Here is a 26329-nt window from a genome sequence, read left to right on the forward strand (position 1 = left end):
TTTCAATCAAGTAAAGAGTCGTAAAACAGATTGAAACAATGAATTATGCTTTGTTTTGAACTAATAAAAAGCCCTTATAAATAAGGGCTTTGTGCATTCTGGAATTTGGAACTAGTGTTATTCGATATTCTGGATCTGTTCACGCATTTGTTCGATAAGCACTTTAAGTTCTACACCTGAAGCGGTGATGTCAGTGCTGATTGACTTGGATGCTAATGTGTTTGATTCACGGTTGAATTCTTGCATCATGAAGTCCAGCTTACGGCCACAAGCGCCGCCTTTTTTCATTACATTGCGTGCTTCTTTGACGTGAGAATCTAGGCGGTCCAGCTCTTCAGCAACATCGGATTTTTGTGCTAGAAGAATCAGCTCTTGTTCTACTCGCGTTGGATCTAACTCAACTTTTGCTTCTTCAAACTTGTTGAACAGACGCTCACGTTGCCATTGCAGAATTTCAGGCATACGTGCGCGAACTTTCACTACTTCTTCGCTGATCGCAACCAAACGCTGCTCAATCAACTCTTTCATGTTTTCGCCTTCACGACCGCGAGCATCAATAAACTCTTTAACTGCTTCATCGAACGCTTCTAGAAGTGTTTGGTTGATGGCATCCATATCTTGCTCAGGCGTTTCCATCACCCCCGGCCATTGCATCACTTGGAATGGGTTGATACGAGTCAGTTCACCAGTCATGTGCATAACCTGAGCTGCAGCTTTAATCACTTGGTTTGCTAGTGCTTCATTGATTTTAAGTTCACTTTGCGCAGCAGGGTTTGCTTCAAAGCGTAGGTTACACTCGACTTTACCGCGCGCTAAACGCTGACGAAAGCGCTCACGAAGCACAGGCTCTAGGCTACGAAATTGTTCAGGTAAGCGGAAGTAAGTTTCTAGGTAACGCTGGTTTACCGAACGAATTTCCCATACTGCGCTACCCCAATCGCCTTTGACTTCTTTGCGTGCATACGCCGTCATACTGTAAATCATCAGTGAATCCTTGATTAATCTTCTGCAATTTAATTAGCGCTAATAGTAGCATACAAACACATGGGATAGGTGAGCGCTAATCTCGTTGTTGAAGATTCACTCCTAGGAACTGAATCGGAATTCCTATATAATCCTCGCCCAATAAATTTCGGTTACCGGCTGAGTTTTTACGGACTTAGTTTTACTAACACAGCTTTGTTTCCACAACACAGGTAAATACCTTATGCGTCCAGACAATCGTGCTGCAGATCAAGTTCGTCCAATTAAAATCACTCGTCAGTACACGGCATATGCAGAAGGCTCTGTGTTAGTTGAATTCGGCAACACCAAAGTGCTTTGTAATGCCAGCGTTGAAGAAGGTGTGCCACGTTGGTTGAAAGGTCAAGGTAAAGGCTGGGTGACGGCGGAATATGGCATGCTACCTCGTGCAACACACTCGCGTACTCGTCGTGAAGCGGCAAGTGGCAAACAGGGTGGCCGCACCATGGAAATTCAACGTCTTATTGCGCGTAGCTTACGTGCAGTTGTGGATTTAGAAGCTATGCCAGAAGTGATGATCACAGTCGACTGTGATGTTATTCAAGCTGATGGTGGTACACGTACCGCTTCTATTACTGGCGCTAGCGTTGCATTGGCGGATGCGTTTGCAAAGCTGGTTGCTGATGGCCGCTTGAAAAAGAACCCAATGAAAGGCCACGTAGCCGCAGTGTCTGTAGGCATTCTTGGCGAAGAGGTGCTTTGTGACCTTGAGTATGTTGAGGACTCAGCAGCCGACACAGACATGAACGTTGTCATGACAGAAGAAGGCAAGATGATCGAGATTCAAGGTACTGCTGAAGGCGAACCGTTTAGCCACGAGCAACTGCTGGATTTACTTGCTGTTGCCAAGAAAGGCATTGCCGATATCGTCCAGGTTCAGAAATTGGCTCTGGCAGAATGATGTTTTTATAGCTCCCAATTGGGGGCTATTTTTTTAAGTAACGTTTTTTAGTAACTACGGAAGAGAAGAGAAAAATGAAAGCATACCAGCGTGAATTTATAGAGTTTGCACTAGAGAAACAGGTGCTAAAATTTGGTGAGTTTACTTTGAAATCAGGCCGTAAGAGCCCTTATTTTTTTAATGCTGGTCTGTTTAACACTGGTCGTGATTTAGCTCGCCTAGGTCGTTTCTACGCCGCTGCGCTTGTGGACTCAGGTATTGATTACGATGTGTTGTTTGGCCCTGCTTATAAAGGCATTCCAATCGCAACAACAACCGCTGTAGCTCTGGCTGATCACCATGATGTGGACACGCCTTACTGTTTCAACCGTAAAGAAGCGAAAGACCACGGTGAAGGCGGTAACTTAGTCGGTAGCGCACTGGAAGGTCGTATTATGCTGGTGGACGACGTTATCACCGCTGGTACTGCGATTCGTGAATCAATGGAAATCATTAAAGCGAACGGTGCTGATTTAGCGGGTGTATTGGTTGCGATTGACCGACAAGAGAAAGGTAAAGGTGAGCTTTCTGCTATTCAAGAAGTTGAGCGCGATTTTGGCTGTGCTGTGGTTTCAATCGTCAGCCTGACTGATCTTGTGACTTACCTTGAAGAGAAAGGCACGAACAACGAACATCTTGATGCAGTAAAAGCGTACCGTGCTGAGTATGGTATTAACGCTTAATTGATAAAGCGTTATGGATATGAAAAAGCCCCTAACGGGGCTTTTTTAGTTTTGAGTCGGTGGTAACGGTTTTTCTTGGTCACCATCATGTGAGTTGTCATAAATCTCAATGCCATCACGGCGAGTTTTGAGAAGTGACAACTGCCACATATATTGCTCTGGATGAGGACGAACTAAGTCTTCAATCGCTTGGTTCATTGCGCGCGCATCTGCTTCTTCATCACCGGTTGGGAAGTTTTCTAACGCAGGTAAAATATGCACTTCGTATTTTTGAGTTTTGTCATTGTACGCTGGTAAGACCGGAACGACTTTCGCTTTAGATAAGCGAGCCATTTTACCAAATCCTTTTAAGGTCGCTTTTTCTGTACCAAAGAATGGAACGAAGACGGAGTTAGTTGCGCCAAAATCTTCATCCGGTAACCAGTAACCTAAATAGCCATCTTTGATAGAGCGAACAAAAGGTTTAACCCCTGCGTCACGAGCGAAGATACGGCCACCATACTGCATACGCTGAACGTGCATTAGCCAGTCGCCGATTGGGTTACGCTGAGGCTTCATGATAGTTGTTACTTTGTAGCCTTTCGCAGCCAGCATTACCGCTGGGTAATCTACGGCCCAAGCATGCGGTGCAAGGATAATCACCTTTTCACCAGCATCAAGAAGTGGCAATAGGTTTTCTTCGCCAATCATCACACCGCGGTTTTGGTTATGTTTGGTTGAGCGAGCCAAAAACTCAGAATAACCCAACATGTACTGGGCCGCTTTGACAAACGTTTCTTCTAAGATTTCTTGACGTTCTTGCTCGGATTTCTCAGGGAAGCAGTAAGCTAGGTTAACGCGAGCACGACGAACCACTCGACCATTTTTCTTAATCGCCAATAGAGAAAGCTTACGCGCTAATCCATCACGTAATGAAACAGGCATAAAAGCGAATAGTGCAGCGAAAGCGATACCTATCCATGTTCCCCAATGTTTCGGGTGAAGAAAAGACCACTGAAAAGTCGGGTTATGTAAGTATTTATTGATGCTGTTATCGTTGTCGCTCACAAGCAGAACCTTTTATTTACTGGTATCGGGCATTGGTTTGTGTTTCATCTGGCAGTGATTTAAACCGCTTATGAAGCCACATCCACTGTTCTGGGGCGCGAAGTATAATCTCTTCAACAAATTTATTCATGTAGGCTGCCGCAGCTTTTTCATCGTGTTGAGGGTAATTGCCCTCAATGGATTGATCCGCAATAAGCTCGTATTTACCTTGTGAGTTTCTAAAACCTGACACTGGTACAATCGCACATTTGCTGCTGTAAGCCAGAATGCTGGTACCCGTTGTCGTACATGCTTCTTCTACGGCAAAGAATGGAACGAACACTGATTTGTTATGACCATAGTCTTGGTCTGGCAAATAGAACAAACGCTCTCCGTGGCGCAGTACACGAATCATTAGCTTGAGATCGGTACGATAAACGAGTCGGTTGCCATTGCGTGTTCGGCCACGGTACTGAATAAATTCATACGCAGGATTACTGTGTGGACGATAGACACCGTAGCCACTAAGGCCAATAACCGCAAAGGCGCGAGCTGTGATTTCTAAATTCAAAGCGTGCACGCCACATATTAAAACACCTTTACCGTTTTCGGCATGTTTGCGTACAACCGCAACGTCTTTCTCTTCCAAAATACGCTTAAAACGCCAAGTTGGCCAAAACCAAGTAATACCGGTTTCCATCAGAGCCATGCCCGTGTTTTTAAAGTTTTCGAGTACCATTTTATCGATATGTTCTTCTGACATATCGGGAAAAGCGAGCTCTAAGTTTCTTTTAGCAATAAAGACCCGTTTTTTACCAAAGCGCATGCCAAAGGCCCCGATTGCATGGCCAAGCTTTAGCAACATGCGGTAGGGCAATAGGTTGACGATTAGGGCGAGTAAACCAAAACCGAACCACACCCCCCAATATTTGGGATGCAACAGGGATAGGGAGAACTCAGGTTTGCCGGGTCTTGTTTTGCTCATTATCTTTACTTAATTTGTGCGCTGAGTAATGCCCAGTATTCTTCAAAGTTTTCGGTTGGTTGGTATTTAAAGTCTGAACGAACAAAGCGGTTCAAACTTCCTTCAACTTGGCCGAGTAACTGGGCGGCTAGTGTTTTTTCATCAACTGGGAATGATTTTCCTTCACGAATTTTACGCTCTCGTAGTATTTGGCGCAAAGAAGTTTCAATTCGTTCAAACAGTTGGTTAATTCTGTCACGCAGACGTTCATTCTCAAACATTAGAGCATGTCCTGAGAGAATTCTTGTCAAGCCAGGGTTACGTTCTGAGAACGCTAAAATAAGTTGCATCACTAATCGAATGCGATTGAGAGTGTCTTTCTCTTCATCAACAATGCGGTTAATACGTGACATTAACGATTCTTCAATAAACTCGATGAGGCCTTCGAACATACGCGCCTTGCTTGGGAAGTGGCGATACAAGGCAGCCTCAGAAACGCCAACTTGGGCGGCGAGTTTTGCAGTCGTGATGCGTGATGCACCTTCGTTTGACTCTAGCATTTCAGCAAGAGCTTGGAGAATTTCTTCGCGGCGATTAGTTTTTTTATTGCCGGCCATAACCCGTATCTTCCTTCTGGTTATCACTGCTAATCACGAGGCAATGGTTGCGTGGAATAGACGCCATTACTTCGTAAGTTCGAGACTATTTAAAGAGGAAGTAGGTGGCATTACCACCTACGATTTGCGTTTAATTGTCCGTTTTATTGATGAAGCTGTTTATCAGTAACATTAAAGCTCTTGCCAGTTCAGCTTTGTTTGCCAACGGCAGTGCTTGCTCACCTTGCGGCCAATATACGGTTAATGCGTTGTCATCACTATTAAAACCTTGTCCTTCGACAGAGACATCATTAGCACAGATCATATCGAGGTTTTTACTGGTTAACTTACCGCGTGCGTATTGTTCGACGTTTTGCGTTTCAGCAGCAAATCCGACGGTGAAAGGACGGTTTTCTGTTAAAGCTGCGACGGAAGCGACGATGTCAGGGTTTTTAACCATAGTGATGGTAAGGGTGTCGTTATCACCTGTTTTCTTAATTTTTTGTTCAGCGACTTGTTCTGGGCGGTAATCTGCCACAGCCGCACAAGCAATAAATACATCATGTTCTGTCGCGGCTTGCATGACAGCATCATGCATATCCAGCGCGCTCTCAACATTAATACGTTTTACTTGTTCTGGCGTAGCCAAACTTACAGGGCCAGAGACTAAAGTCACGTGCGCGCCCATTCTTGCTGCTGCGTCAGCAATTGCAAACCCCATTTTGCCAGAACTGTGATTGGTCACGTAACGAACAGGGTCAAGTGCTTCACGAGTTGGACCTGCGGTGATCAGTATGCGTTTCCCATCTAACGGTTTTTCACTAGATAGGGATTTTTGACCAAAGAATGCTTCACAGTGATGAACCAAATCCATCGGCTCTAACATGCGGCCTTTACCCACATCACCACATGCTTGTTGACCAGAAGCCGGACCCCAAATCATTGCGCCACGACGAGCAAGGGTCACTAGGTTTTCCTGAGTTGCCGGATTGCCGTACATCTGCTGATTCATTGCTGGAGAAACTGCAACTGGTGCGTCAGTCGCTAGCACTAAAGTAGTGAGCAAATCGTTACCCATACCTGCTGCCATTCGTGCAATAAGATCAGCGGTTGCTGGTGCAAGCAGCACTAAGTCTGCCCATTTGGCCAGCTCAATGTGGCTCATTGATGCTTCTGCACTCGGGTCAAGCAAGCTGTAAGAAACGGGATTGCCGGAGACGGCTTGCATGGTAAGTGGTGTAATGAACTCACGCGCAGCATCAGTCATTACTATTTGAACTTGTGCGCCACGCTCAATCAAACGTCGCGTTAATTCTGCGCATTTGTAGGCGGCGATGCCCCCACTGATGCCAAGCAGAATTTTTTTTCCTGCCAAAGTTTGCATTCTGGATTCCTCAAAAAATCTGCGAGTTATGTTAGCACAACTCCCAGAATATGTATGAGCTGTGTCAACTTAACAATCCACACAGGCGGAATATATGAGATTTTGCTTACACATCGGTGAGATTTTCTTTAAGAAAAGACGCCTCCGGAAGATAATGTTTTATGTATCAATAAAACCAATATAAAAAATTAGACGCTGGAGCACTTATGTTTCGTTCGATGAGAAGTCGTACCAAGTTGTTATTGCTAACTGTTGTTCCGTTAGTTGTGATAACCAGTGTTAGCTCTATGGTGTATTACTGGATAGGGATGAACAGTTTGCAACAAGAGCTGACTCAATATCGTGAGCAGTTAGTTAACAACCGTAAGCAAGAGCTAAAAGCCTACCTGATGATGGGTGTGACGGCGGTTAAGTCTCTTTACGAAGAAGACAGCAGCGCTGAAAACAAAGCGTTGGCAAAGGAAATCTTAAAATCGATGCGCTTTGAAAGTGATGGTTACTTTTTTGCGTACGATTCAAAAGGTGTGAATACCCTTCACGCAATGAACGCATCCCTGGAAGGTAAAAACCTTTACGGATTAAAGGATGAGAATGGCGTCCCTGTTATTGCTGGTTTAATTGATGCGGCTAAAACGGGTGATGGGTTCTTATACTTCTCTTGGCAAAAACCTTCTATTAAGGCTCAAGCACCAAAGTTAGGTTATGCAGAATATTTACCGAAGTGGGATTGGGTATTAGGTACAGGTATTTACATCGATGATATCGATACTCAGCTTGCCGAATATCAAACGCAGCGTTTGGCTGTTTTGCATGATCAAACCTATTCAGCTGTCGGTTTGTCTTTCCTAGGCTTGTTAATTACCAGCTTGATTGTGAGCTTGCTTGTGGCTCGTGGTGTAGCACCGTTGCAGCATATTGTCGGCTCTCTAAAAGATGTGGCTGCGGGTGGCGGTGATTTAACAGCTCGTTTGAAAGTGGAAAGTCACGACGAAGTGGGTGAAGTTGCAAAAGCATTTAATGATTTCATGGACAAGCTTCATCCGATGATCGCCGATATTCGACGTTCTGCCGATGATGTAAGCAGTGCAGCTATGGAACTGGATAAGCAAACTTCTAAATCCAGCCAGCAGATGAATGAGCACTGTTTAGAAACCGATAAAGTAGTTACTGCGGTAACTGAGATGAGTGCGACCTCTCGTGAGGTGGCGAACAACACCAACGCAACGGCACAAGCTATTGAATCTGCCAATCAGCAAATTATCGAAGCTCAAAAAGAAGTGAACCTCGCGATTGAAGGCATTGGCGCTTTGGTCAATGAAGTTGACCTGACTTCTGATGCTATCCAAGAGTTAAGCCAACAAACCAGTAAGATTACTCAGGTTCTTAAAGTGATAGGTGATATCGCCGACCAAACTAACTTGTTAGCGCTGAATGCTGCGATAGAAGCGGCGCGAGCGGGTGAGCAAGGGCGTGGCTTTGCGGTGGTTGCTGATGAAGTGCGTTCTCTTGCGAGCAGAACACAAAACAGTACAAAAGAAATTGGCGACATGATTGAAGCGTTACATCAAGGTGTTAATAAAGCAGTCACGAGCATGAATGTTAGCCAAGAGCGTGGAGAGAAGACTGCGTTAGAGTCGGTTCAAATAAAAGAAACGCTCTCGGGTATCTCTAATGCCGTTTCTGTGATTCAAGACATGAGTACCCAAACGGCTTCTGCTGCTGAGCAGCAAAGCGCTGTGTCTGAAGAAATTAACCAGAATCTGGTTACCATTCAGCACATTGTGAATGACCTGAGTGAAAACCTGAAATACTCGGAATCGATCAGCCACCGCTTAACACATTCTGGAGACAAAGTAGGAAGCTTGGTTGGACACTTTAAGGTTTAACCAACACTCTCGCTTCAAGCAATATTGAACTCAGTCTAAAAATCCCCAAAGTCAGTTGCGGTTTTGGGGATTTTTCAGTTCTGTATGCCAAACATACAGGAGTTGATATGAAGCGAAAATTTCTTCCTAGTGAATCCATGCCTCGTGAAAAATTGTTATCGCGTGGCCCTCAATCCCTCTCCGATGCCGAACTGCTCGCTATATTACTTCGTACAGGTACCCAAGGGATGAATGTGCTGGAGCTGGCTGATTTCCTGTTAAGGGAGTTTGGTTCGTTACGATCTCTGTTTTCCTCATCCAAAGATCACTTTTGTCAGCATAAAGGGTTAGGTAAAGCCAAATATGTGCAGATGCAGGCATCATTAGAAATTACCCAGCGGTATTTGGCTGAAACCTTAAAGCGCGGAGAAGCTTTAACCAGCCCACAGCAGACACAGTTGTATCTTTCAAGTGTGTTGCGTGACAGGCAGCGTGAGGCTTTCTATATTCTTTTTCTCGATAATCAGCATCGGGTTATTCAAGATGAAATCTTATTTGAAGGCACTATCGATGCAGCCAGTGTCTACCCAAGAGAAGTGGTAAAACGCGCGCTTCACCACAATGCAGCGGCGCTCATCTTGGCACACAATCACCCTTCAGGCGTGGCTGAACCCAGCCAGTCAGATAGAAGGATCACCAGTCGTATCACTGACGCTTTAGCTTTAGTGGATATACGAGTCTTGGATCACTTTGTTGTTGGAGACGGAGAAATCGTTTCTTTTGCTGAGCGAGGGTGGATGTAAACATTGATCGCTTCATTCTCAATTTTTATGAGCCAACCCAAGCAGCAAATTAGAACTACACCTTGCCTAGTTTTGTATTTTCTAAGGAAAGAACGCGTCTAAAATGCAATGTTTAAACCTATCATTATGTTAAAAAACAACGCTTAAAAGAGATTTGTTGATGATTTCGCCTGAATGCGTAAAAAATGCTTAGCTTTCTGTCGTTTTCTGGTATGATTCGCACACATTTTTTGACACTAATTCAGCTCGCCAGAGAAAAAAGATCAGCGAATCCTGCAAAAAGGATCTGTTCGGGTCTTGAGCAATGGGTATCAAGTTAGTATAATGCGCGACCTTTGATAGCCTTGCGTGGATTTTCCATAGCGGTTTTTACCTCAGTTCTTTTTGAACATTAAGGGGTTCAGCCAGCAAGGTTGATATCGAGCTGAAACGATTTGGAGAAGACATTCATGTCCCGAGTATGCCAAGTAACTGGTAAGCGTCCAGTAACGGGTAACAACCGTTCACACGCACGAAATGCTACTAAGCGTCGTTTTCTGCCGAACCTACAAACTCATCGTTTCTGGGTAGAGAGCGAAAAACGTTTTGTTAAACTACGTCTAACTGCTAAAGGCATGCGTATTATCGACAAGAAAGGCATCGATGCTGTTCTTGTTGACATCCGTGCACGTGGCGAAAACGTTTAAGAGGAATTAAGCAATGGCTAAAGGCATTCGTGAGAAAATTCGTCTAGTATCATCTGCTGGTACTGGTCACTTCTACACTACTGACAAAAACAAGCGTAACATGCCAGGCAAATTCGAGATCAAAAAGTTTGATCCAGTAGTTCGCCAACACGTTATGTACAAAGAAGCGAAAATCAAGTAATTGATTGCCTCTTTAAGTAGTAAGAAAACCCAGCCTATAAGGTTGGGTTTTTTCTTTTCTGCGCTATCCCTTTTTGCAAACTTCCACTTGGAAGGTTCACTGTTCTGAAAGTCCTCTCTAGGATCTGCATTTTCTTCCTGTTAATCTACAGCCACGCTTTTACTAAGGGTCTCCTCATTCATTAAGGATAGCTTCATGCGTGTTGCTCCTAGTCGCCGTCGTCGGTGGAACAATATTCTCATTCTGGCTGTGGTGTTATTCATCGGGGTATTAAATCTCCCTGTGGTGATAAAAACCTATTTTATGGAACCGCCTGCGCCAGCTTATCCAACATTGCTCAATAGCGAGTGGCAGCTGCAAGCGATACATTTTCCTCAGCTATCTTTAGAAAAAAACCAAGGACGTTGGAGAGCGACGCCACCAAGCAGCATCGCACCTGAAATATTGGTAGAGCGATGGAACGACTTGGTTGGTACTGAAGTCGATGATGAAACGTATCAGTCGTTTCTGCCTATTCTGCGTAATCCACAAACGGTAGAGGTGTGGTACAGCGATCGCGAAGAACCGCAAAGGATCACTTTTTATCAGACACCGCGTTTTTGGCTGTTCAAAAACTGGCAAGATAAGTGGATAGCCATTTCGGTTGAACAAGGTTACTTGTTGCCTGAGAACGAATAATCAAAAGAATGAGACAGGAAGTGTTATGCCAGAACTCCCAGAAGTAGAAGTCAGTCGTATGGGCATCTCGCCTCATCTTGTGGGGCAGAAAGTGCAGTCATTAGTCTTTCGTACGCCGAAATTGCGTTGGGATATCCCTGCCGAACTAAAGCAGATGGAAGGACAGACAATTCGTTCCATTTCCAGACGAGCGAAGTATTTGCTGATTGAAACCGATATCGGCGCGGCTATCGTTCACCTTGGAATGTCGGGCTCCTTACGTGTATTAGATGGCTTCATTACCGCAGGTAAGCACGATCACGTTGATCTCACTTTGAGTAATGGCAAAGTATTACGCTACAACGATCCACGACGTTTTGGTGCATGGTTGTGGTGCCCTGTGGGGGAATCGCACGCAGTGTTAGGAAATATTGGTCCAGAGCCACTAACGGATGAGTTTGATGCGCAATACATGGCTGAAAAGGCGAAGAACAAGCGCGTTGCGGTGAAGCAGTTCATTATGGACAACAAAGTCGTTGTGGGCGTAGGAAACATCTATGCCAGCGAATCGCTTTTTAGTTCTCGAATTCATCCACAACGCCCAGCCTGCTCTTTATCTTTGGACGAGTGGAAAACGCTGGTGGCAGAAATCAAAGCGGTGCTTACCGGTGCGATAGCCCAAGGTGGTACGACGCTAAAAGATTTTGCTCAGGCGGATGGTAAACCGGGCTATTTTGCACAAGAGCTGCAAGTGTATGGAAAAGCAAAACAAGTATGTCCAAGTTGTGGGGAGCCGATTAGCGATCTAAAAATTGGGCAGAGAAATACGTTTTTCTGCCCAATTTGCCAACATTAATAAAGAGTTAGGATTAGACTTTTTTCTTGGTATGCAGGGCGATCGCGACAACTTCCGGCACGAACTGGTCAACATTACCGCCATGGATCGCCACTTCGCGAACAATGGTCGAAGAGATGAATGCGTGCTCTTCGGCTGGGGTGAGGAATACGCTCTCTAAGCCGGGCATCAAGCGTCGATACATATTGGTTAAACCAAATTCATATTCGAAATCGACTGTGGTGCGTAAGCCTCGAATCAGTACATTGGCTTCTTCCTGCTTGGCGAAATCAACTAATAGTCCTGAAAAGCCTTTCGCGGTGACATTATCAAGATGTTTGGTTACTTCTCGGGCGAATGCCACTCGTTCATCTAAAGTAAACATGGTCTGTTTACTAGGGCTTGCCGCCACCGCAATAATGACTTCATCAAACATGCTCGCCGCACGTTCAATTAAATCTAAATGACCGTTGGTAATTGGGTCGAAGGTGCCCGGATAAAGCACACGAGAAATACGTTTTTGACTCACAATCTATTGCTCTTTAGTGAACGGAATGTCCGTCATACTAACAAAAAGGCTTTGAAGTCGGTATGATTGAACCAGTTAATTTGAGTATAAACAGAACAGAATGAAAAAGTTACTTGTTATTCGCAACGATAAAATTGGCGACTTCATGCTGGCGTGGCCAAGCTTTGCGATGTTAAAAGCGTCTATGCCTGATTGTCACATAACAGCGTTGGTACCTAAGTACACCGCAGCTTTGGCTGAGTTGTGTCCTTGGATTGATGCTGTGATGATTGACCCGACGGAGAAGTCAGATAAAGGTGCTCAGAAAGCGTTAATCGAAGAGATTAAAGCGCGAAACTTCGATGCATCAATTAACTTGTTTTCCACTACCTACAATGCGTTGTTAGTGTGGAAGGCTGGGATTCGTTACCGTCTTGCACCTGCGACAAAACTGGCTCAAATCTTCTATAACAAACGCATCAAGCAGAAACGATCTCAATCGGCCAAGCCGGAGTACGAGTACAACTTGGATTTAATCAGAGCATTTTTGCGTGATACAGGTATGACAATCGTTGAACCTGCCGCACCTTATTTGTCGTTTAGCGACGCAGAATTGAAGGCTCAGCGAAACAAACTCTCAGAACAACTTATTCTTGATGCCAATAAGCCTTGGATATTCGTTCATGCCGGAAGCGGTGGCTCGGCAAACAATCTAACCTTGGAACAGTACGCGAATTTAATTCAGGGTTTGGAAGGTGAGCATGAAGTTGTGTTAACAGCAGGCCCAGGTGAAGAAGCCAAAGCAGCAGAACTAAAAGCCATTATTGAACAGCTTGGCGGTAAAGCGGCTCTGTATGATAAAAACGATGGTCTGGTGGATTTCACTCGATCTATAGCTTGTGCTCAGCTTTTTATTGCGGGCTCAACAGGACCACTGCATATTGCTGCAACATTAGATGTACCTACGGTTGGTTTTTTCCCAGCTAAGCGTTCAGCCACACCGCTGCGTTGGCGTCCTCTGAATTCAGAAGGTCGACATATCGCATTTTGTCCGCCTCAAGCTGAAGACAAGCGGAGCCAAGAAAACATGACCCGAATTGATATTGCTACGGTTGTCGGGCAAGTGAATCCGTGGGCGAATAATTTCCTCTGATAGACAAAAAAGCCTGAGATTGTCTCAGGCTTTTTCATTTATTTCTTATAGTTACTGTCGTTGTTTCGAGCCCATAAGTCGGCATATTTGACGAATGTTGAGTGAGCGGACAGCAATGAAATCAGAAAACCTTGTTTGCCATCTAAAAAACCACGTTTAAGCACATACATTTTCAGGAAGCAGCCAATGGCGTGAATAATCCCTTGTGAGAGGGAGGCTTTCTTACCGCGAGCTTGGCGTTGATCGGCCCATGCTCTGGCATAACCTGCCGACTTTACCAAGTAATGATTTAGGTTTTGATAAGAGTAGTGGAGGATATCTCCATCTAACTCTGCTATCTGACAGCCTTGTGGAATGATTACTGACTCATGAACAAGGTTATCATTGTAATGGGTCAACTTGTTTGGATAGAGACGTACATGACGGTAGTACCAGCCAGAATGCTTGAGAAAACGACCAAATACCCAAGTGAGCTCGTTCAAGTTATAAACGGTGTTTTGTGGTGGGTTTTCCAACATGGTAAGGATGTTTTCACGTAAGGTGTCATCAATACGTTCATCGGCATCAACCGCTAAAACCCAATCACTGCTGGCATAGCTTTGTGCCAATTGCTTCTGTTTACCAAATCCTGGCCACTGGGCATTCACATAGAAGTGCTCTGTATACTCACGGGCTATCGCTTCTGTATTGTCGGTACTGCCAGAGTCGACGATGATTATCTCATCGACCCAACGTAAGCTCTCTAGGCAGTCGCGTAAACTGTCTTGCTCATTTTTAGTGATGATGACGGCGGCTATCGTCGCTCGGTTCTGACTGGCTTGATTCATAATAATGACTCTTTTTCACAGACCAAGTCGAACATGGATGTGACCTGGTCAGAAATAATTTTATTCATGGCGTGTTTGTCTTTAACTCGCGAGCGCCAACTCAGTTGTTGGGCGGATTTCCCAGTTTGCTCTTCGATCGCCTGTTCCCATATACTGACAACATAATCGAGATATTGATACGGACCGGTTCGCTGAGGATTATGGTGTGCATACAAGCCAATCACTGGTGTGTTCATCGCATTGGCCATATGGGCAGGACCGGTATCTGGAGCGATGACTAAATCACACTTATCTAATAGGGCTAGCATTTGCATCAATGAGCTTTTACCTACAAGGTTGGTCACTCCATCTTGGTATAGGGTTAGGATGCTTTCTGCTAAGTCTGTCTCAACCTTTGCAGGGCTGCCTGCCAAGATAACGTTCCAACTTTTGCTTCTTACATGCTGGATAAGCTGGCTATAGCCTTCAGCATGCCAGTTTTTATATGACTTGCTCGCTCCCGGTACCAGTACAAGATTGCGCTTGCTGGTGCTTAAGTAACTTTGCGCCCATGAACCATCTTGTTGTGAGTAGTTTAAGTGCCATTTAGGCGTAATATCCTCAACACCAATCTCGTGAGCAAAAGCCATTAATCCTTCAAGGACATGAGGTTTATTTGGTGATGGCACTTTTACGTTAGTAAACAGGGTTTGAAAATCTTGGCTGCGTTTAGCATCAAAGCCCAGCTTGTATCGGGCTTTGATGCCTAATGTAGCAATACTTGCTCTAAAAGCGTATTGCATGTGTAGCAAAGCATCAAATTGACGGCCTTTGAGTATGGACCAAAGTTGTTGGTATGCCCGCCAACCTTTCTTCTTATCAAAAACAATCAGTTCAACTCCATCGATACTCTCAAGCAACTTAGCCTCTAGTGCTCCAGTTATCCAAGTTATTTGGGTAGTTGGCCACTGATGTTGGATCGCCTGCACTGTAGCGATGGTATTACACACATCGCCAATTGCAGAAAGGCGCAATATGCATAGAGATTGTGGAGCTGTATCAAAAAGGGCCATGGCATCGAATAACTCTTTGTTAGTGATATCGAATTATGCAGAGCTAACGAATAAATGTAAAATAGAACCGATTTCAGCTAATTTTAGGTCGCGTTGCTAAATACAATGAAGAGTGTTACCGAGAACAACCATGCATTTTGGTATGATGAACAACTGCTGAAAGAGCCAGTAGAAAAAGCTTTTGATGCCGAGTATTGGCAGAATACCGGCAAAGTTATTGGCAGTGCGACAGGGCGAGGGACTACTTGGTTCGTTCAAACAGAGACTGTGGCCGCAGCACTACGCCATTATCGTCGTGGTGGCTTGTTTGGTAAGTTGGTGGCAGATAGTTACTGGTTTAGTGGCTGGGAAAAGACTCGCAGTTATCAGGAATTTCAGCTTTTACAGCAACTGAGAGAGTCAGGTGTTAATGTACCAAGGCCAATAGCCGCATGTGCGATTCGAACGGGTTTTACTTACCAAGCCGACTTGCTTAGTGAAAAAGTCGCTAACGCACGTGATTTAGTTTCTATTTTGCAAAAAACACCACTTAGCACGCAGATGTACCAAAAAATTGGCCTAGAAATCAGGAAAATGCATGACGCACAAGTCAATCACACTGACCTCAACATTCACAACATCTTGATTGATGAACAACAACAGGTTTGGATCATCGATTTTGATAAGTGTTACCAGCAATCCTGCGATAATTGGAAGCAAGGAAACCTAGAAAGATTGAAGCGATCTTTTATTAAGGAAGTGGGTAAGCGTCAGATATATTGGCAATTAGCCGATTTTGGGGCAATTGAAAGTGCATATAGAGACGATAAGTGTTAGTTTCTTTTTACATCAATCTTAGTAATTATATTTAAGCTATAGAGTAACGTATGCCCTATTTTTGGAATGATGATGGCGTTTATATTAGTAAAAAAGCGCAAAAGTATTTAAATGAGTTTCACCCTAATGATGTAAATAGGGTAACAGTTATCCGCCAAGCAGCTTTGGGCGACATGATTGTCACTCGCCCCTTTATGATAGAGGTTAGGAAGTTCTTTCCAAATGCTCATATTACATTAAGTACAACATCAGACTCTCTGCTTGGTGCACCTGTAGATTTGGCTGATAGTGTTCATATTGTCCCTGGTAAAGATAGACGCAAAGAAAGTTTAGTGAGTCGTTTTAAAGAAATGGCATCTCTTCCACCACAGGACATAATCTTTGATCTAGTATGTACGAACCGCTCTAGCTATGTAACTTTATTGACTCAGGCAAAATTAAAAGTCAGCTATCCCCATAGAGATCATCAGGCAAGACTACTTTACGATGTGACTTTAAAACGAAGTTCTTTCTCCTGCGAAGCAGAAATCATGCTGCAAATGTTAATGTTCTTTGGTCATCGCCCTTCCTTGCCTTTAGAATTCGGTTTACCAGATAACCGTCAAATTAGAGATACAGAAAGTCCATATGTAGCATTTTTTACTGGCTCAGCTGCTCCGAGTAAATGCTATCCAATGGAACAATACAAAGAGGTTATTAGACGATTAGCCACACGTTACCCTCATTTAAAATTTGTACTGCTTGAAGGCGTGAAACCTGAAGAATCACATGACTCTTGGAATGGCGTATTTGAAAGTCACTCAAATGTAACTTACCAACAGAGGATGCCCATCGATGATGTGGTTGAGTTCCTTGCTAAAGCAACATTGGTCATATCTAACGATACCGGAATTCGAAATGCGGCTATCGCTACTCATACTCCAACGCTTGGATTATTTATTGGTACCGTACCATTTCGTTATCTTCCCTCGTATGAGTCACATTATATAGTGTATAACCCAGATAAAAGTATCGCTTCGGTAGAGCAGGTAGAAGCAGAAGCGATACGAGCCATAGATGAAACTTTGCAGCTTCGAGAGGGATAAATGTTTAAGTATCTAAACTTAAAGAAAAAGCAGTTGAGGAGACAGTACTATGAAAAACGTGTCCGTCGAAAAGCTGCTTACATCAAAGGTAGGATCTGGTGTAATAAAAAGGTCAAAGTTAGTGAAAACACTTATTTAGGGGACAACGTGTGCTTTGATGGGGCTCAACTTGGTGGCGAAGGGAAGATTACCATAGGTGATAATTTCCACGCAGCGACCGGTTTGACTATTGTTTCATCTTGGCATGATTACGAAGGGAAAAAGCTTCCATTCGATGAAGGCTGGATTTCAAAAGATGTAACTATTGGTGACAATGTTTGGATTGGTGAAGACGTTTTAATTTTAGGTGGCGCTGAAATTGGCGATGGAGTGGTTATTCAAGCAAGAAGTGTGGTCACTGGAAAAATCCCTGCTTTAGCAATCGCTGGGGGGCATCCTGCGAGAGTATTTTCTTATCGAGATGAAGAGCATTACAAGAAGTTAGCTGACGCGAAAGAATGGCACAGCTACTCTTGGAATAATTACATGACTTAATTAAAGAGTTTAACCATGTCTAAAACGCCTATTGAATTCGTATTTCTAACTTTTGGTGAAAGAACTCATTACCATAGCCAGCTGATTTATTCGATGATAAGTCTAGTTGCCCATTCTCCACTAGAACGCCCTTATCATTTTACGATTGTGACTGATAAGCCTGAATTTTATCAATGGCTTGATGGTGACTTATTTACGGTTGTTCAAGTTGAGGAAAGTACTTTAACAGAGTGGCGTGGCCCATTTGACTTCTTTTGGCGGATAAAGATCGAAGCTATCTTGTCTGTAGCGAAGAAAAATAGCGAGCATCACTGTGTTTACTTTGATACGGATACTATAGCTTACGCCGACCTTAGTCTTTTATACGATGCACTCGATAATGGTGTAAACCATATGCATGTAAAAGAGTTTGAGTTTGAATCCACGAAAGGTCGAACGGGTAAAAAAATGAAAACTCATGGTTTAGGAAAAACTTATGGGGATTTCACGTTAACCAATCAAAGTGCGATGTGGAATGCGGGAGTAGTCGCTATTTCTGCTAAAAATAATCCGGTTCAAACACTTTATAGTGCACTTACTGCTTGTGATGCAATGTGTGATGATGGTATGGAACGTAAGTTGATAGAACAGTTCTCTCTCTCGCTAGCGTTGCAAACTAATAAAATATCAAATGCAGAAGATTGCATTAGGCACTATTGGGGGAACAAGCCTCAATGGGATAACTTAATTACAGAGTTCTTTACGCGTGTATTTTTGAAAGGCGTGTCTTTTGATGATGCGGTAAAAATGTTCAAGCTTCAGTCTCATGATCTTCGTGATGTCGTAAAAGAAACGAAGCTTGAAAAATATAAGAACAGTGTTACTAAGAGATATAATAAGTTAGCTGGTAAGCTATAGACTCTCAAACTGCTTTAACGCGTTCTCTGGTAAGAACTTTTCATACTGAGAACGCTCTATTTTGGGCTGATGCACACTTAGCTTTCTTAGGCAGTCAGAAAACCCCTTAGTATCTCCTAATTTAACTAAGTACTCTTCTAGCCCTGCATATCCAAGAATTTCACTGGGGCCTGATGGACAGTCCATAGCTGAGATCGCGGTACCTAACATCAGAGCTTCTACTAACACTAGAGGTGCTCCTTCATTTTTAGATGTCAGAAGAAGAGCTTTGGCATGCTTTATATAAGGGTACGGATTTTTCTGAAATCCTAGAAAGTGTACTTGGTTTGATATACCTAATTCATCAGCCAATTGCTTTAGACCGCTTTCTTCGGAACCTTTGCCTAACAATAGTAAATCATCAGAACAACCACTTTGGGCGAAAGCTTCCAATAGCTCCTTGTGTCCTTTTCGTTCCTCTAAAGCAGCAACACATACAAAATAGTCTTTAGTATGAGGAAAAGTAAGCTCTTCAGCTTTATAGTGAATGCCATCATAATCTATAGGGTTCCAAAACACTTGGCTTGTTGCGGGTGTTATACCTAAATCAAGTAAGCTTTTTTCAACACCTTTCGACACGGAAATAATGTTTCTATCCGTATATCGTTCATGAAGTTTCTTGAGGTGTTTCTGTTTAGTCCGCTCATAATTTGCATGTAGCCAAAAATACTGATTAGGATGATTAACTAAAGATGTAACGTTTTCGCTAGAGCAACAAATTAAAGTGTCAATTTTTAGTCTGTCTAACTTACGTTGAACTTGCTTTGCTTGGTAGATGCGAACGAATTTTGTACGGATTGCTTTAGTAAAAGGTGTAATAACATTGAGGACTTCAAGTTCGATATTTTGTGGTACTTCATGCTCAATTTTGTCGCGAAGTAACCATACTTTTACTTGATGACCTCTAGATGCTAGACCGCTAGCTACTGTAAGCAGTACCTTTTCTGCACCGCCACCATATAAATCGTCGATGATAAAAAGGAAGTTCTTCATAGATTTATTTGACCTCGAAGAAGGTTAACAGCTTTCGCAGTTGAACCTTGATTTGATTTAAATACGTTGTTGGCGTTGCGACCAATCGTTGCTCTATTTGGTTCATCTGCTAAAAGATTATGGATGTAGTTTAATATATCATCGGCGTTATTAGCGATGAACAGGCCATTGTGTTCAGCAAGGTTCTCGGTGATTTCTTTAAAATTAAAATAGCTTGGACCAGTGATTGTAGGGATGCTGAGTGCGGCGGGCTCTAGGACGTTATGGCCTCCAACTGCCTCTCCTAGTAAGCTCCCCCCCATAAAGCAGATGTCTGACATAGCAAGATACATCTGCATTTCTCCCATTGAGTCACCAACTAAAACATTCACTTTCTCAGTGTTGGATGACTTGCAGATTTGGCTACGTCTTACAGAGCTGAATCCATATCCTAAAGCCATTTTATAGACATCGTTGAAGCGTTCTGGATGACGAGGAACAATTATCATTAAGAGATCTGGATAGCTAGTGAGTAGAGAGTGGTGAATTTTTAATAAAATTTCGTCCTCCCCTTCATGTGTACTTGACGCAATCCAACAATACTTATTGCAATGAAGTATTTTTTTTAGACGAATAGCCTCTCTGATTTGTGTTTGTGACACTTTGAAATCGTATTTTATAGACCCCGTTGTGTGTAGTGAATTGGGGTTAACTCCAAGTTTAGAAAAACGTTGTTTATCTTGTTTGTTTTGACAAAGAACAAGCGAAACGCCTGACATTAGCTTGCTAAATATCGTGCGAAACTTTGCGTAGTTCTTATAGGATTTTTCGGATAAACGGGCATTCAAAACAGCTACACCTACTTCCATTTTGCGAGCAGTAACTAGAGTGTTTGGCCAAAGCTCGGTTTCCATAATGACTAAAAAGGCAGGGTTGTGGTGCTTGATGAACTTTCTTACGGCCCATGTAAAGTCAAATGGCATGTATTGATGAATTACATCGATACCAAGGTTTGCCACTCTTTCAGCTCCGGTTGTGGTTGTCGTAGTGATGATAATAGGTGTGTCAGGATATGAAAGTCTAAGCTCTCTTATTACTTGCGATGCAGCAATAACCTCTCCAACAGAAACTGTGTGGATCCAAATAGAAGGTTTGTCGCTTTTAGCTACACTTGGTATCCCTAAATACTCTTTCCATCGCGTACCAATATAAGGCTTGTTACTCTGCTTCCTTGTTAGAGCTATAAGAGCTAATGGTGCGATTAGGTACAGAGCGAGAGAATATAAAACGAGTGTTGCTCTAATCATGGTCTTTTTTTACAAGATCTCTGGTATCCATATGTACCCATTTACCACGTGGTTTGTCTAAGTACTGGAAATATTCGTTGGTAAAGGTACCCTGAATACACACATATTTACGGTCTCTTGCATTAATTGTCTTACCTTCGAGCACTTTATTAAGAACCGTAGGGCCAGTTGAGTGGTAAACACCCATCTCTGGGTCATAGTTTTCAACATTGTGCACAATAAGATCTAAGCACTCTTTTAGATAGCCATTACCTGATTGTGAAGCGATAAAGTAGTTGGTTATCTCTGTATTATTGCTAACACGGATATATAGAGAATCTTCATTATTGATAAGCGTATCTAGGTTCCATACCAAGGTCGCGTCTATGTCCATGTAGATACCACCTTCTTTGTATAGAACAAATAAGCGCCAAAGATCCGCCTGGGCGGCTCCATCAGTTAAACGGCAATATGTTCTATACCACTTTTCGGGCGCATTCTCTCTCAGATACTCTTCGCGTGCCTCTGTGCTCACGTAATGATAGTCATAGCTAAGGCTACACATTCGATTAAATAAGTAGTTTAGATAAACTGGCAAAGCACATTTATTCGAGTAGTTTGTTTGCCAAATTACTCGAGGAACTTGCGAGGTTGAAGAAGGCTTTACTTTTGCAGCAGAGTATTCTGGAATAGCAAACCGCTTATTTTTAAAGACAAAATGGAATGGATAAGACAGGATCTTAATGATATTACCAGTAAGTCGAATCAGTCGGTTGCTTACAACCAGTCCAAAATTATTCATATCAACCTAACGCATCTAGTTTTTTAATTACTTGTTCAGGATACAGCTTAGTCAAACATTCTAAATGGCCTAACGGGCATTCACGTTTGAAACATGGGCGGCACGAAATATTGGTGTTTAGTATATCCAATTTTTTAGTTAAAGGTGGCGTATAACTTGGGGAGCTTGAACCATAAATGGCAATAACGTGAGCTCCTACAGATGCTGAAACATGCATAAGTCCGGAATCATTGGTAATCACTGCCTTACACAATGCAAGTAAGTCTACGGCTTCGACTAGAGATGTTTCTCCTGCAAGGTCAAAACAAAACTCCTGAAGAGGTGATGACAATGTATTGCGTATCGATTGAGTTACCTCTCGGTCTTTTGCCGAACCGAATGTCCACACTTGACCTCCATTTTCGATTATGTATTTTGCTGTTTCGGCATAGTATTTATCGGGCCAGCGTTTGGCTGGACCAAACTCTGCGCCGGGGCAAAGACCAAATATTGGGCGAGTGGAATCTAATCCAAGTCTATTCATCACATTGTTTTGGCTTGCAGCATCAATAGAAAGTTCAGGTATTGGACAGTTCTCAAACTTGACAAAAGATTCCATCAATTGCTTATCAAATGCCAACGCGACATAGCGTTCCACCATAAACTGAAACACTTTCTTGTCTGGACGAAGGTCATTAAGTAGTCCATAACGAAACTCACCTTTCCAGCCTGTTCGATTTGGTATCTTAGCAAATAAAGGTATAAGGGCTGACTTTGCTGAGTTTGGTAATACATATGCGTGTGTGTACGCCTCCGAACGTAAAGACTTACCAAGCTTATATCTACTTTTGAGATCAAATGTACCGTGGCCTAACGGCATATCGATCGTTTTGTCGACTTCCGGCATCCGAGATAAAATAGGTCTGCACCAGGCAGGAGCTAATACATGCAGTTCCGAATCTGGGTAGTGCTGCTTTAATGTTTTATAGAGGCTTTGAGACATCACCATGTCTCCCACCCAAGAAGGGCCTATGACGAGTATTTTCATACAGTTTTTTGTGGTTACCGGGAATCGTATACTAACACATTGGTCAATGGTTGACATATCACATGATAAAGATGTTTAACATCGACATAAAGTATGGTTAAATCTCGCCTCTTTTGCTGATATCTTCAAAAAAGTAGTAGAGCCTACCGTGATAAAAATGATACTCCCATCAAAGTTTAAACAAAACTTGGAAGCCGTATTTTTGTTGAGCCCGTTCTTTTGGGCTTGGGGTATTGTGTTTAATTTTCCTGACACAAAACATGTTTTGTCTAGGCTTCTGGCGGTAATATCATTATACAGTTTGTTTTTTTATAGACATGAACTAAAAGATAAGCTTAATAATATAACATTTAGATTGTTTATTGGTTTTTGTTTTTCTGTTGCTATTTTTTATTCTTTTCTCCACTTTTTTAACTCGGGACATTTTGATTTCGCGAGAGTTGTCTGGTCTGTATCTTTTTATTTTCTTTTTATCCCTAGGTCTGTCTTTACAAAAAAAAACTTTCTAAATCTAATTGCTATTTCTTCCGTGATTATTTGTTCGGTTGCCTGGTATCAATTTTTTAGTATGCATATATCTAGAGTTGGCTTTATCGTTAATTCTGGGCCTTATGCTTATGTCATCGGAATGACATTCATCGTTACTTTTGGTATTGCATGTGATGGGCTTGGTAGAAATAAATATCGCCAAGGTTTGATTTTTTTAGTGTTAAGTGTGTCACTTTTATCAGTAATCATATTATCACAAACCAGAACATCCTGGTTAGCATTATCCGTCGTTGTGTTAGTCCAATTAGCAAATATTGTTTTCCGAAAAAATTGGCGAGCCTTAATTATTATACTACCAACAATATTATTATTTTTTATTTCAATTAAAAGTTTCGAAGTGGTTGAAGATCGTATTAATTCTGCGCATGCAGAATATAATAAATTAATAGCCGAAAACTATAATTCGTCTTTTGGCGCTCGTGTTGATATGTGGCGCAATGGTTGGGAAATATTTAAATTATCGCCATATATCGGTGTAAATGCTTCAGCGGAGAGAAGTGCTATTCAGGCTTCACATAAAAATGGAACAATGGAGCGTGCTGCGTTTTCAATTCTAAATCAAGAGCGGCCTAGCTACCATAATGTATTTATTCAGTCTTTGGTAAAAGGTGGGTTGTTAGCTTTTGTATTTGCAGTAATTTGGTGTTTATTATTTTCTTTGGGGTTACGGTCACAACAGGTGTTTATAAAACGCACATGCCTTTCATTGATTGTGTATACTTTGGTGTCTACACAACTAGAGTCACAGTTTACGATTTATAGTGCGACGACTTATTTCTATCTGCTTTTAGTCGGTTTTTTTATGATGTTAGTGATAAACGAAAACCCGAAAGACTCCGGGTTTCGAAATTAAAATATTAGAAGTTTTTTTCGAACCCACTCTTAAATGACTGGGATGAATAATATTTCTGATGTATTTCTTTGATTTCTTTACTCGTGGTCCAGTTATCATCCATTATTATTTTGTCAAATTGTAATGACAAGTCCATATCTAGATGTAAATAATTAACAGAGCCTTTCTCAAGATTTTTACTGCCACCCACGTATGTCGTTATAACGCGTTTTCCCATTGAAAGCGCTTCGAGAATAATAAGGTCAAAGTAGGCAACATTGTTTGGAACTAGCACATAATCAACAGCGTTGATGAGTTCCAGAGCGTCAGAACGCCATCCGAGATTGATATAATTACCGCTTTCAGGTAAAGGTAAGTCACCTTGTCCAGCCGATATAAAAGTAATATTTTCTATCTTACTGCCTTCTACGATGATTTTGAAATTATCAAAACCCTTATCCCAAATGAATCTGCCGAAATAACCTACAACGCTATTTTCAGGATCCACGTTCATATTAGCTAGAATGTGTTCACGAGATGGAAAATTCGTTGTTTCGATAGCTTTGATGCCAGTTGGTACCTCTTTGACATCTTTGCTGTCAAGTAAAGACCTTAGTTTAGGTTTGTCTAGGTAGTAGTTGTCGACAGCATGAATATTAGGAACAACAATACCATCGACTTTTTTTAAACACCTAGCTTCTATTTTACTTAATAGATAAATTCTTAATTTTTTAATAAAATTGTTGTTAGTATCACTCGCTAACTCTACATGTGGTGGTACTGGGCTATGCATCATTAAGTAGTACTTGTTGTTATTTTTTAAGTTATCTTTATGATTTAAAAATAACAAAGCCTCTCCCACACCATGGAATATAATGGTAGAGTTATCAATATCATTCAACGTTGATAATGGTTTGCCTTTGTAGATTTTCTTAAAGTCACTGAAGGCACGTCTTATATCTTTAAAAACATTGTTTCTTGGCGTGTTCGAGGTCGATGTCTTTGCTCTACTCTCAATCTTTTCTTCATATCTTACTTCTACTTTTTGTGACTTATTACAAGCGATTTCAAGGTTGTAGAGATAACCGGCAGGCCCTCCACCAGGGCGAATTAGTTTGCTGTAGTGGACAACTTTGTTCATATTTTTACTTAATTAATAGGGTTTGTAAAAAAAGCAGGAATCGACTGGTTACTTGTTAACATGGACAGTGATTGGTCGGCACAATCCAGAGCTTCTCTGATGGTAACATCCATATCTAGGTATCTGAATGTCCCAAGACGACCTATAAACGTTACTTTGCTTTGTGCTTCTGCTAAGTTGATATACTGTTGGAGCTTACCAATTTCCTCACCACCACTAAACCTAACCGGGTAGTATGGGATGTCATTTTCTTCACAAGTTCGACTGTATTCTTTATATATAACACTGTCGTCGTGTTTCTCCCATGGTGCAAAGTATTTATGTTCTGTAATACGAGTATACGGAACATCCTCATCTCCATAATTCATAACAGCACATCCTTGATAGTCACCCTGGTGTGTTTCTTTATGAAAGTCCAAGGTGCGGTAGTTTAGGCGTCCAAATCTATAGTTAAAATAGTGATCTATGGGCCCTGAGTAATAAATGTGCTCATACTTTGATTCCATGTCTGAACTAAAAGCTTTGTTTAATTGTATCTTGATATTTTTATGATTTAGAATCTGAGAAACTATATAGGTATACCCATTGCCAGGCATACCCTGAAACTTATGGCTGAAGTAATTATCGTCATAGTTAAACCTGATAGGTAAACGTTTTAAAATACTGGCTGGTAATTGTGTAGGAGAGCATCCCCACTGTTTACGTGTATAGCCCTCAAAAAACGCTTGGTAGAGTTCTTTGCCCAGAAATTTCAATGCCTGCTCTTCGAAGTTTTTAGGTTTTTCGATCGATGTGTCTGATAAGCTTTGTACGAAATTTTGAGCTTGCAGAGGATTAAATGTTTTATTAAACATTTGGTTGATTGTATGCAAGTTTACAGGCAAGGAGAATACCTGACCCCGGCTGGTCGTTTTGACCCTATTCACATAAGGTATAAAAGTATCCCATTGATTCACATAGTCCCAGACTTCTTGGTCATCAGTGTGAAATATATGGGGACCATAAGTGTGAACCATTATTCCGGTATCAATATCTCTCTCTGTATAGCAGTTACCTGCGATATGATCTCGAGAGTCAATGATATCAACCTGGTGACCTGCCTCTGCAAATTTTCTTGCGATCACAGCGCATGAAAAGCCAGCACCAACAAAAAGAAATTTCATTCC

General features: G+C 42.2%; 28 protein-coding genes. 14 read left to right on the plus strand and 14 right to left on the minus strand.

Features of this window, described 5'->3' with window-relative positions; translation table 11 throughout:
• Nucleotides 1-117: 117 nt before the first annotated feature.
• Nucleotides 118-984 (minus strand): YicC/YloC family endoribonuclease, encoded by an 867-nt coding sequence (locus ACRQQK_RS18165; protein ID WP_457513743.1) that lies wholly within the window; start codon nt 982-984, stop codon nt 118-120.
• A 223-nt stretch (nt 985-1207) separates the two neighbouring features.
• Between ACRQQK_RS18165 and rph the strand changes: the two genes are divergently transcribed.
• Both rph and pyrE read left to right on the plus strand, forming a co-directional pair.
• On the plus strand, nt 1208-1924 hold the full coding sequence (rph, locus tag ACRQQK_RS18170; RefSeq protein ID WP_102954617.1) for a ribonuclease PH: 717 nt from the start codon (nt 1208-1210) through the stop codon (nt 1922-1924).
• 74 nt (nt 1925-1998) lie between these two features.
• Nucleotides 1999-2646 carry an orotate phosphoribosyltransferase gene (gene pyrE, locus ACRQQK_RS18175; RefSeq protein ID WP_102962978.1) on the plus strand — a complete coding sequence of 216 codons (648 nt, stop codon included), beginning with the start codon at nt 1999-2001 and terminating at the stop codon, nt 2644-2646.
• A gap of 45 nt (nt 2647-2691) precedes the next feature.
• Here pyrE and lpxM read toward each other — a convergent pair whose 3' ends face one another.
• From lpxM to coaBC, 4 genes are all read right to left on the minus strand, one after another.
• Nucleotides 2692-3693 carry a lauroyl-Kdo(2)-lipid IV(A) myristoyltransferase gene (lpxM, locus tag ACRQQK_RS18180; RefSeq protein WP_457513744.1) on the minus strand — a complete coding sequence of 334 codons (1002 nt, stop codon included), beginning with the start codon at nt 3691-3693 and terminating at the stop codon, nt 2692-2694.
• 16 nt (nt 3694-3709) lie between these two features.
• The gene (gene lpxL, locus ACRQQK_RS18185; protein ID WP_457513746.1) at nt 3710-4657 is read right to left on the minus strand and encodes an LpxL/LpxP family Kdo(2)-lipid IV(A) lauroyl/palmitoleoyl acyltransferase; all 948 of its coding nucleotides are present in this window, start codon (nt 4655-4657) and stop codon (nt 3710-3712) included.
• 5 nt (nt 4658-4662) lie between these two features.
• Entirely contained in the window at nt 4663-5253 is a 591-nt protein-coding gene (gene slmA / locus ACRQQK_RS18190) for a nucleoid occlusion factor SlmA (RefSeq protein ID WP_042488100.1), read from the minus strand.
• Between the two features lie 130 nt (nt 5254-5383).
• Complete coding sequence (gene coaBC, locus ACRQQK_RS18195) at nt 5384-6616, minus strand: bifunctional phosphopantothenoylcysteine decarboxylase/phosphopantothenate--cysteine ligase CoaBC (protein WP_457513748.1); 1233 nt, start codon at nt 6614-6616, stop codon at nt 5384-5386.
• A 206-nt stretch (nt 6617-6822) separates the two neighbouring features.
• On the opposite strand from coaBC, the gene ACRQQK_RS18200 reads away from it, so the two are divergent.
• The 6 genes from ACRQQK_RS18200 to mutM all read left to right on the plus strand — a co-directional run bounded on the left by ACRQQK_RS18200 (nt 6823) and on the right by mutM (nt 11664).
• Nucleotides 6823-8502: a methyl-accepting chemotaxis protein gene (locus ACRQQK_RS18200; RefSeq protein WP_457513749.1), complete on the plus strand. Its 1680-nt coding sequence runs from the start codon at nt 6823-6825 to the stop codon at nt 8500-8502.
• Between the two features lie 107 nt (nt 8503-8609).
• Complete coding sequence (gene radC / locus ACRQQK_RS18205) at nt 8610-9284, plus strand: RadC family protein (RefSeq protein WP_457513751.1); 675 nt, start codon at nt 8610-8612, stop codon at nt 9282-9284.
• A gap of 449 nt (nt 9285-9733) precedes the next feature.
• Entirely contained in the window at nt 9734-9970 is a 237-nt protein-coding gene (gene rpmB / locus ACRQQK_RS18210; protein WP_004728407.1) for a 50S ribosomal protein L28, read from the plus strand.
• A gap of 13 nt (nt 9971-9983) precedes the next feature.
• Complete coding sequence (gene rpmG, locus ACRQQK_RS18215) at nt 9984-10151, plus strand: 50S ribosomal protein L33 (RefSeq protein ID WP_002535344.1); 168 nt, start codon at nt 9984-9986, stop codon at nt 10149-10151.
• Nucleotides 10152-10346: 195 nt separating this feature from the next.
• Nucleotides 10347-10829, plus strand: coding sequence for a hypothetical protein (locus ACRQQK_RS18220; protein ID WP_457513772.1), 483 nt, complete (start codon nt 10347-10349; stop codon nt 10827-10829).
• A gap of 25 nt (nt 10830-10854) precedes the next feature.
• On the plus strand, nt 10855-11664 hold the full coding sequence (gene mutM / locus ACRQQK_RS18225; protein WP_457513773.1) for a bifunctional DNA-formamidopyrimidine glycosylase/DNA-(apurinic or apyrimidinic site) lyase: 810 nt from the start codon (nt 10855-10857) through the stop codon (nt 11662-11664).
• 13 nt (nt 11665-11677) lie between these two features.
• Here the strand turns inward: mutM and coaD are convergent, their stop codons facing one another.
• A complete protein-coding gene (gene coaD / locus ACRQQK_RS18230; RefSeq protein WP_102962972.1) occupies nt 11678-12172 on the minus strand; it encodes a pantetheine-phosphate adenylyltransferase in 495 nt (164 codons plus the stop codon).
• Nucleotides 12173-12272: 100 nt separating this feature from the next.
• Here coaD and ACRQQK_RS18235 point away from each other — a divergent pair, with 100 nt between their 5' ends.
• Nucleotides 12273-13304, plus strand: a complete 1032-nt coding sequence (locus tag ACRQQK_RS18235) for a glycosyltransferase family 9 protein (protein ID WP_457513775.1) — start codon at nt 12273-12275, stop codon at nt 13302-13304.
• Between the two features lie 38 nt (nt 13305-13342).
• Here ACRQQK_RS18235 and ACRQQK_RS18240 read toward each other — a convergent pair whose 3' ends face one another.
• Together ACRQQK_RS18240 and ACRQQK_RS18245 are read right to left on the minus strand one after the other, a co-directional pair.
• Nucleotides 13343-14131 (minus strand): glycosyltransferase family 2 protein, encoded by a 789-nt coding sequence (locus ACRQQK_RS18240; RefSeq protein WP_457513777.1) that lies wholly within the window; start codon nt 14129-14131, stop codon nt 13343-13345.
• The gene (locus ACRQQK_RS18245) at nt 14128-15183 is read right to left on the minus strand and encodes a glycosyltransferase family 9 protein (protein WP_457513778.1); all 1056 of its coding nucleotides are present in this window, start codon (nt 15181-15183) and stop codon (nt 14128-14130) included. The genes ACRQQK_RS18240 and ACRQQK_RS18245 overlap by 4 nt, the downstream gene beginning before the upstream one ends.
• 105 nt (nt 15184-15288) lie before the next feature.
• Between ACRQQK_RS18245 and ACRQQK_RS18250 the strand changes: the two genes are divergently transcribed.
• Genes ACRQQK_RS18250 through ACRQQK_RS18265 form a run of 4 tightly spaced genes read left to right on the plus strand, consistent with a single transcriptional unit; the run spans nt 15289 to nt 18515 of the window.
• Nucleotides 15289-15999, plus strand: a complete 711-nt coding sequence (locus ACRQQK_RS18250) for a 3-deoxy-D-manno-octulosonic acid kinase (RefSeq protein WP_457513780.1) — start codon at nt 15289-15291, stop codon at nt 15997-15999.
• Nucleotides 16000-16049: 50 nt separating this feature from the next.
• A complete protein-coding gene (locus ACRQQK_RS18255; RefSeq protein ID WP_457513782.1) occupies nt 16050-17084 on the plus strand; it encodes a glycosyltransferase family 9 protein in 1035 nt (344 codons plus the stop codon).
• Nucleotides 17085-17618 (plus strand): acyltransferase, encoded by a 534-nt coding sequence (locus ACRQQK_RS18260; protein ID WP_457513784.1) that lies wholly within the window; start codon nt 17085-17087, stop codon nt 17616-17618.
• Nucleotides 17619-17633: 15 nt separating this feature from the next.
• Nucleotides 17634-18515: a hypothetical protein gene (locus ACRQQK_RS18265; protein ID WP_457513785.1), complete on the plus strand. Its 882-nt coding sequence runs from the start codon at nt 17634-17636 to the stop codon at nt 18513-18515.
• On the opposite strand, the gene ACRQQK_RS18270 is transcribed toward ACRQQK_RS18265, so the two are convergent.
• Genes ACRQQK_RS18270 through waaF form a run of 4 tightly spaced genes read right to left on the minus strand, consistent with a single transcriptional unit; the run spans nt 18510 to nt 22641 of the window.
• Entirely contained in the window at nt 18510-19547 is a 1038-nt protein-coding gene (locus tag ACRQQK_RS18270) for a glycosyltransferase (RefSeq protein WP_457513787.1), read from the minus strand. The two genes, ACRQQK_RS18265 and ACRQQK_RS18270, sit on opposite strands and share 6 nt — an antisense overlap.
• Complete coding sequence (waaA, locus tag ACRQQK_RS18275) at nt 19544-20833, minus strand: lipid IV(A) 3-deoxy-D-manno-octulosonic acid transferase (RefSeq protein ID WP_457513789.1); 1290 nt, start codon at nt 20831-20833, stop codon at nt 19544-19546. Before waaA ends, ACRQQK_RS18270 begins: the two co-directional genes overlap by 4 nt.
• Complete coding sequence (locus tag ACRQQK_RS18280; RefSeq protein ID WP_457513791.1) at nt 20826-21614, minus strand: glycosyltransferase family 32 protein; 789 nt, start codon at nt 21612-21614, stop codon at nt 20826-20828. Before ACRQQK_RS18280 ends, waaA begins: the two co-directional genes overlap by 8 nt.
• A gap of 1 nt (nt 21615) precedes the next feature.
• Nucleotides 21616-22641 carry a lipopolysaccharide heptosyltransferase II gene (waaF, locus tag ACRQQK_RS18285; protein WP_457513792.1) on the minus strand — a complete coding sequence of 342 codons (1026 nt, stop codon included), beginning with the start codon at nt 22639-22641 and terminating at the stop codon, nt 21616-21618.
• Nucleotides 22642-22798: 157 nt separating this feature from the next.
• Here waaF and ACRQQK_RS18290 point away from each other — a divergent pair, with 157 nt between their 5' ends.
• Complete coding sequence (locus tag ACRQQK_RS18290) at nt 22799-24043, plus strand: O-antigen ligase family protein (RefSeq protein WP_457513894.1); 1245 nt, start codon at nt 22799-22801, stop codon at nt 24041-24043.
• Nucleotides 24044-24047: 4 nt separating this feature from the next.
• Here the strand turns inward: ACRQQK_RS18290 and ACRQQK_RS18295 are convergent, their stop codons facing one another.
• Both ACRQQK_RS18295 and glf read right to left on the minus strand, forming a co-directional pair.
• Entirely contained in the window at nt 24048-25163 is a 1116-nt protein-coding gene (locus ACRQQK_RS18295; protein WP_457513794.1) for a glycosyltransferase, read from the minus strand.
• An 8-nt stretch (nt 25164-25171) separates the two neighbouring features.
• A complete protein-coding gene (glf, locus tag ACRQQK_RS18300) occupies nt 25172-26326 on the minus strand; it encodes a UDP-galactopyranose mutase (RefSeq protein WP_457513795.1) in 1155 nt (384 codons plus the stop codon).
• Nucleotides 26327-26329: the final 3 nt, after the last annotated feature.

It is taken from the genome of Vibrio sp. C8 (assembly GCF_054051265.1).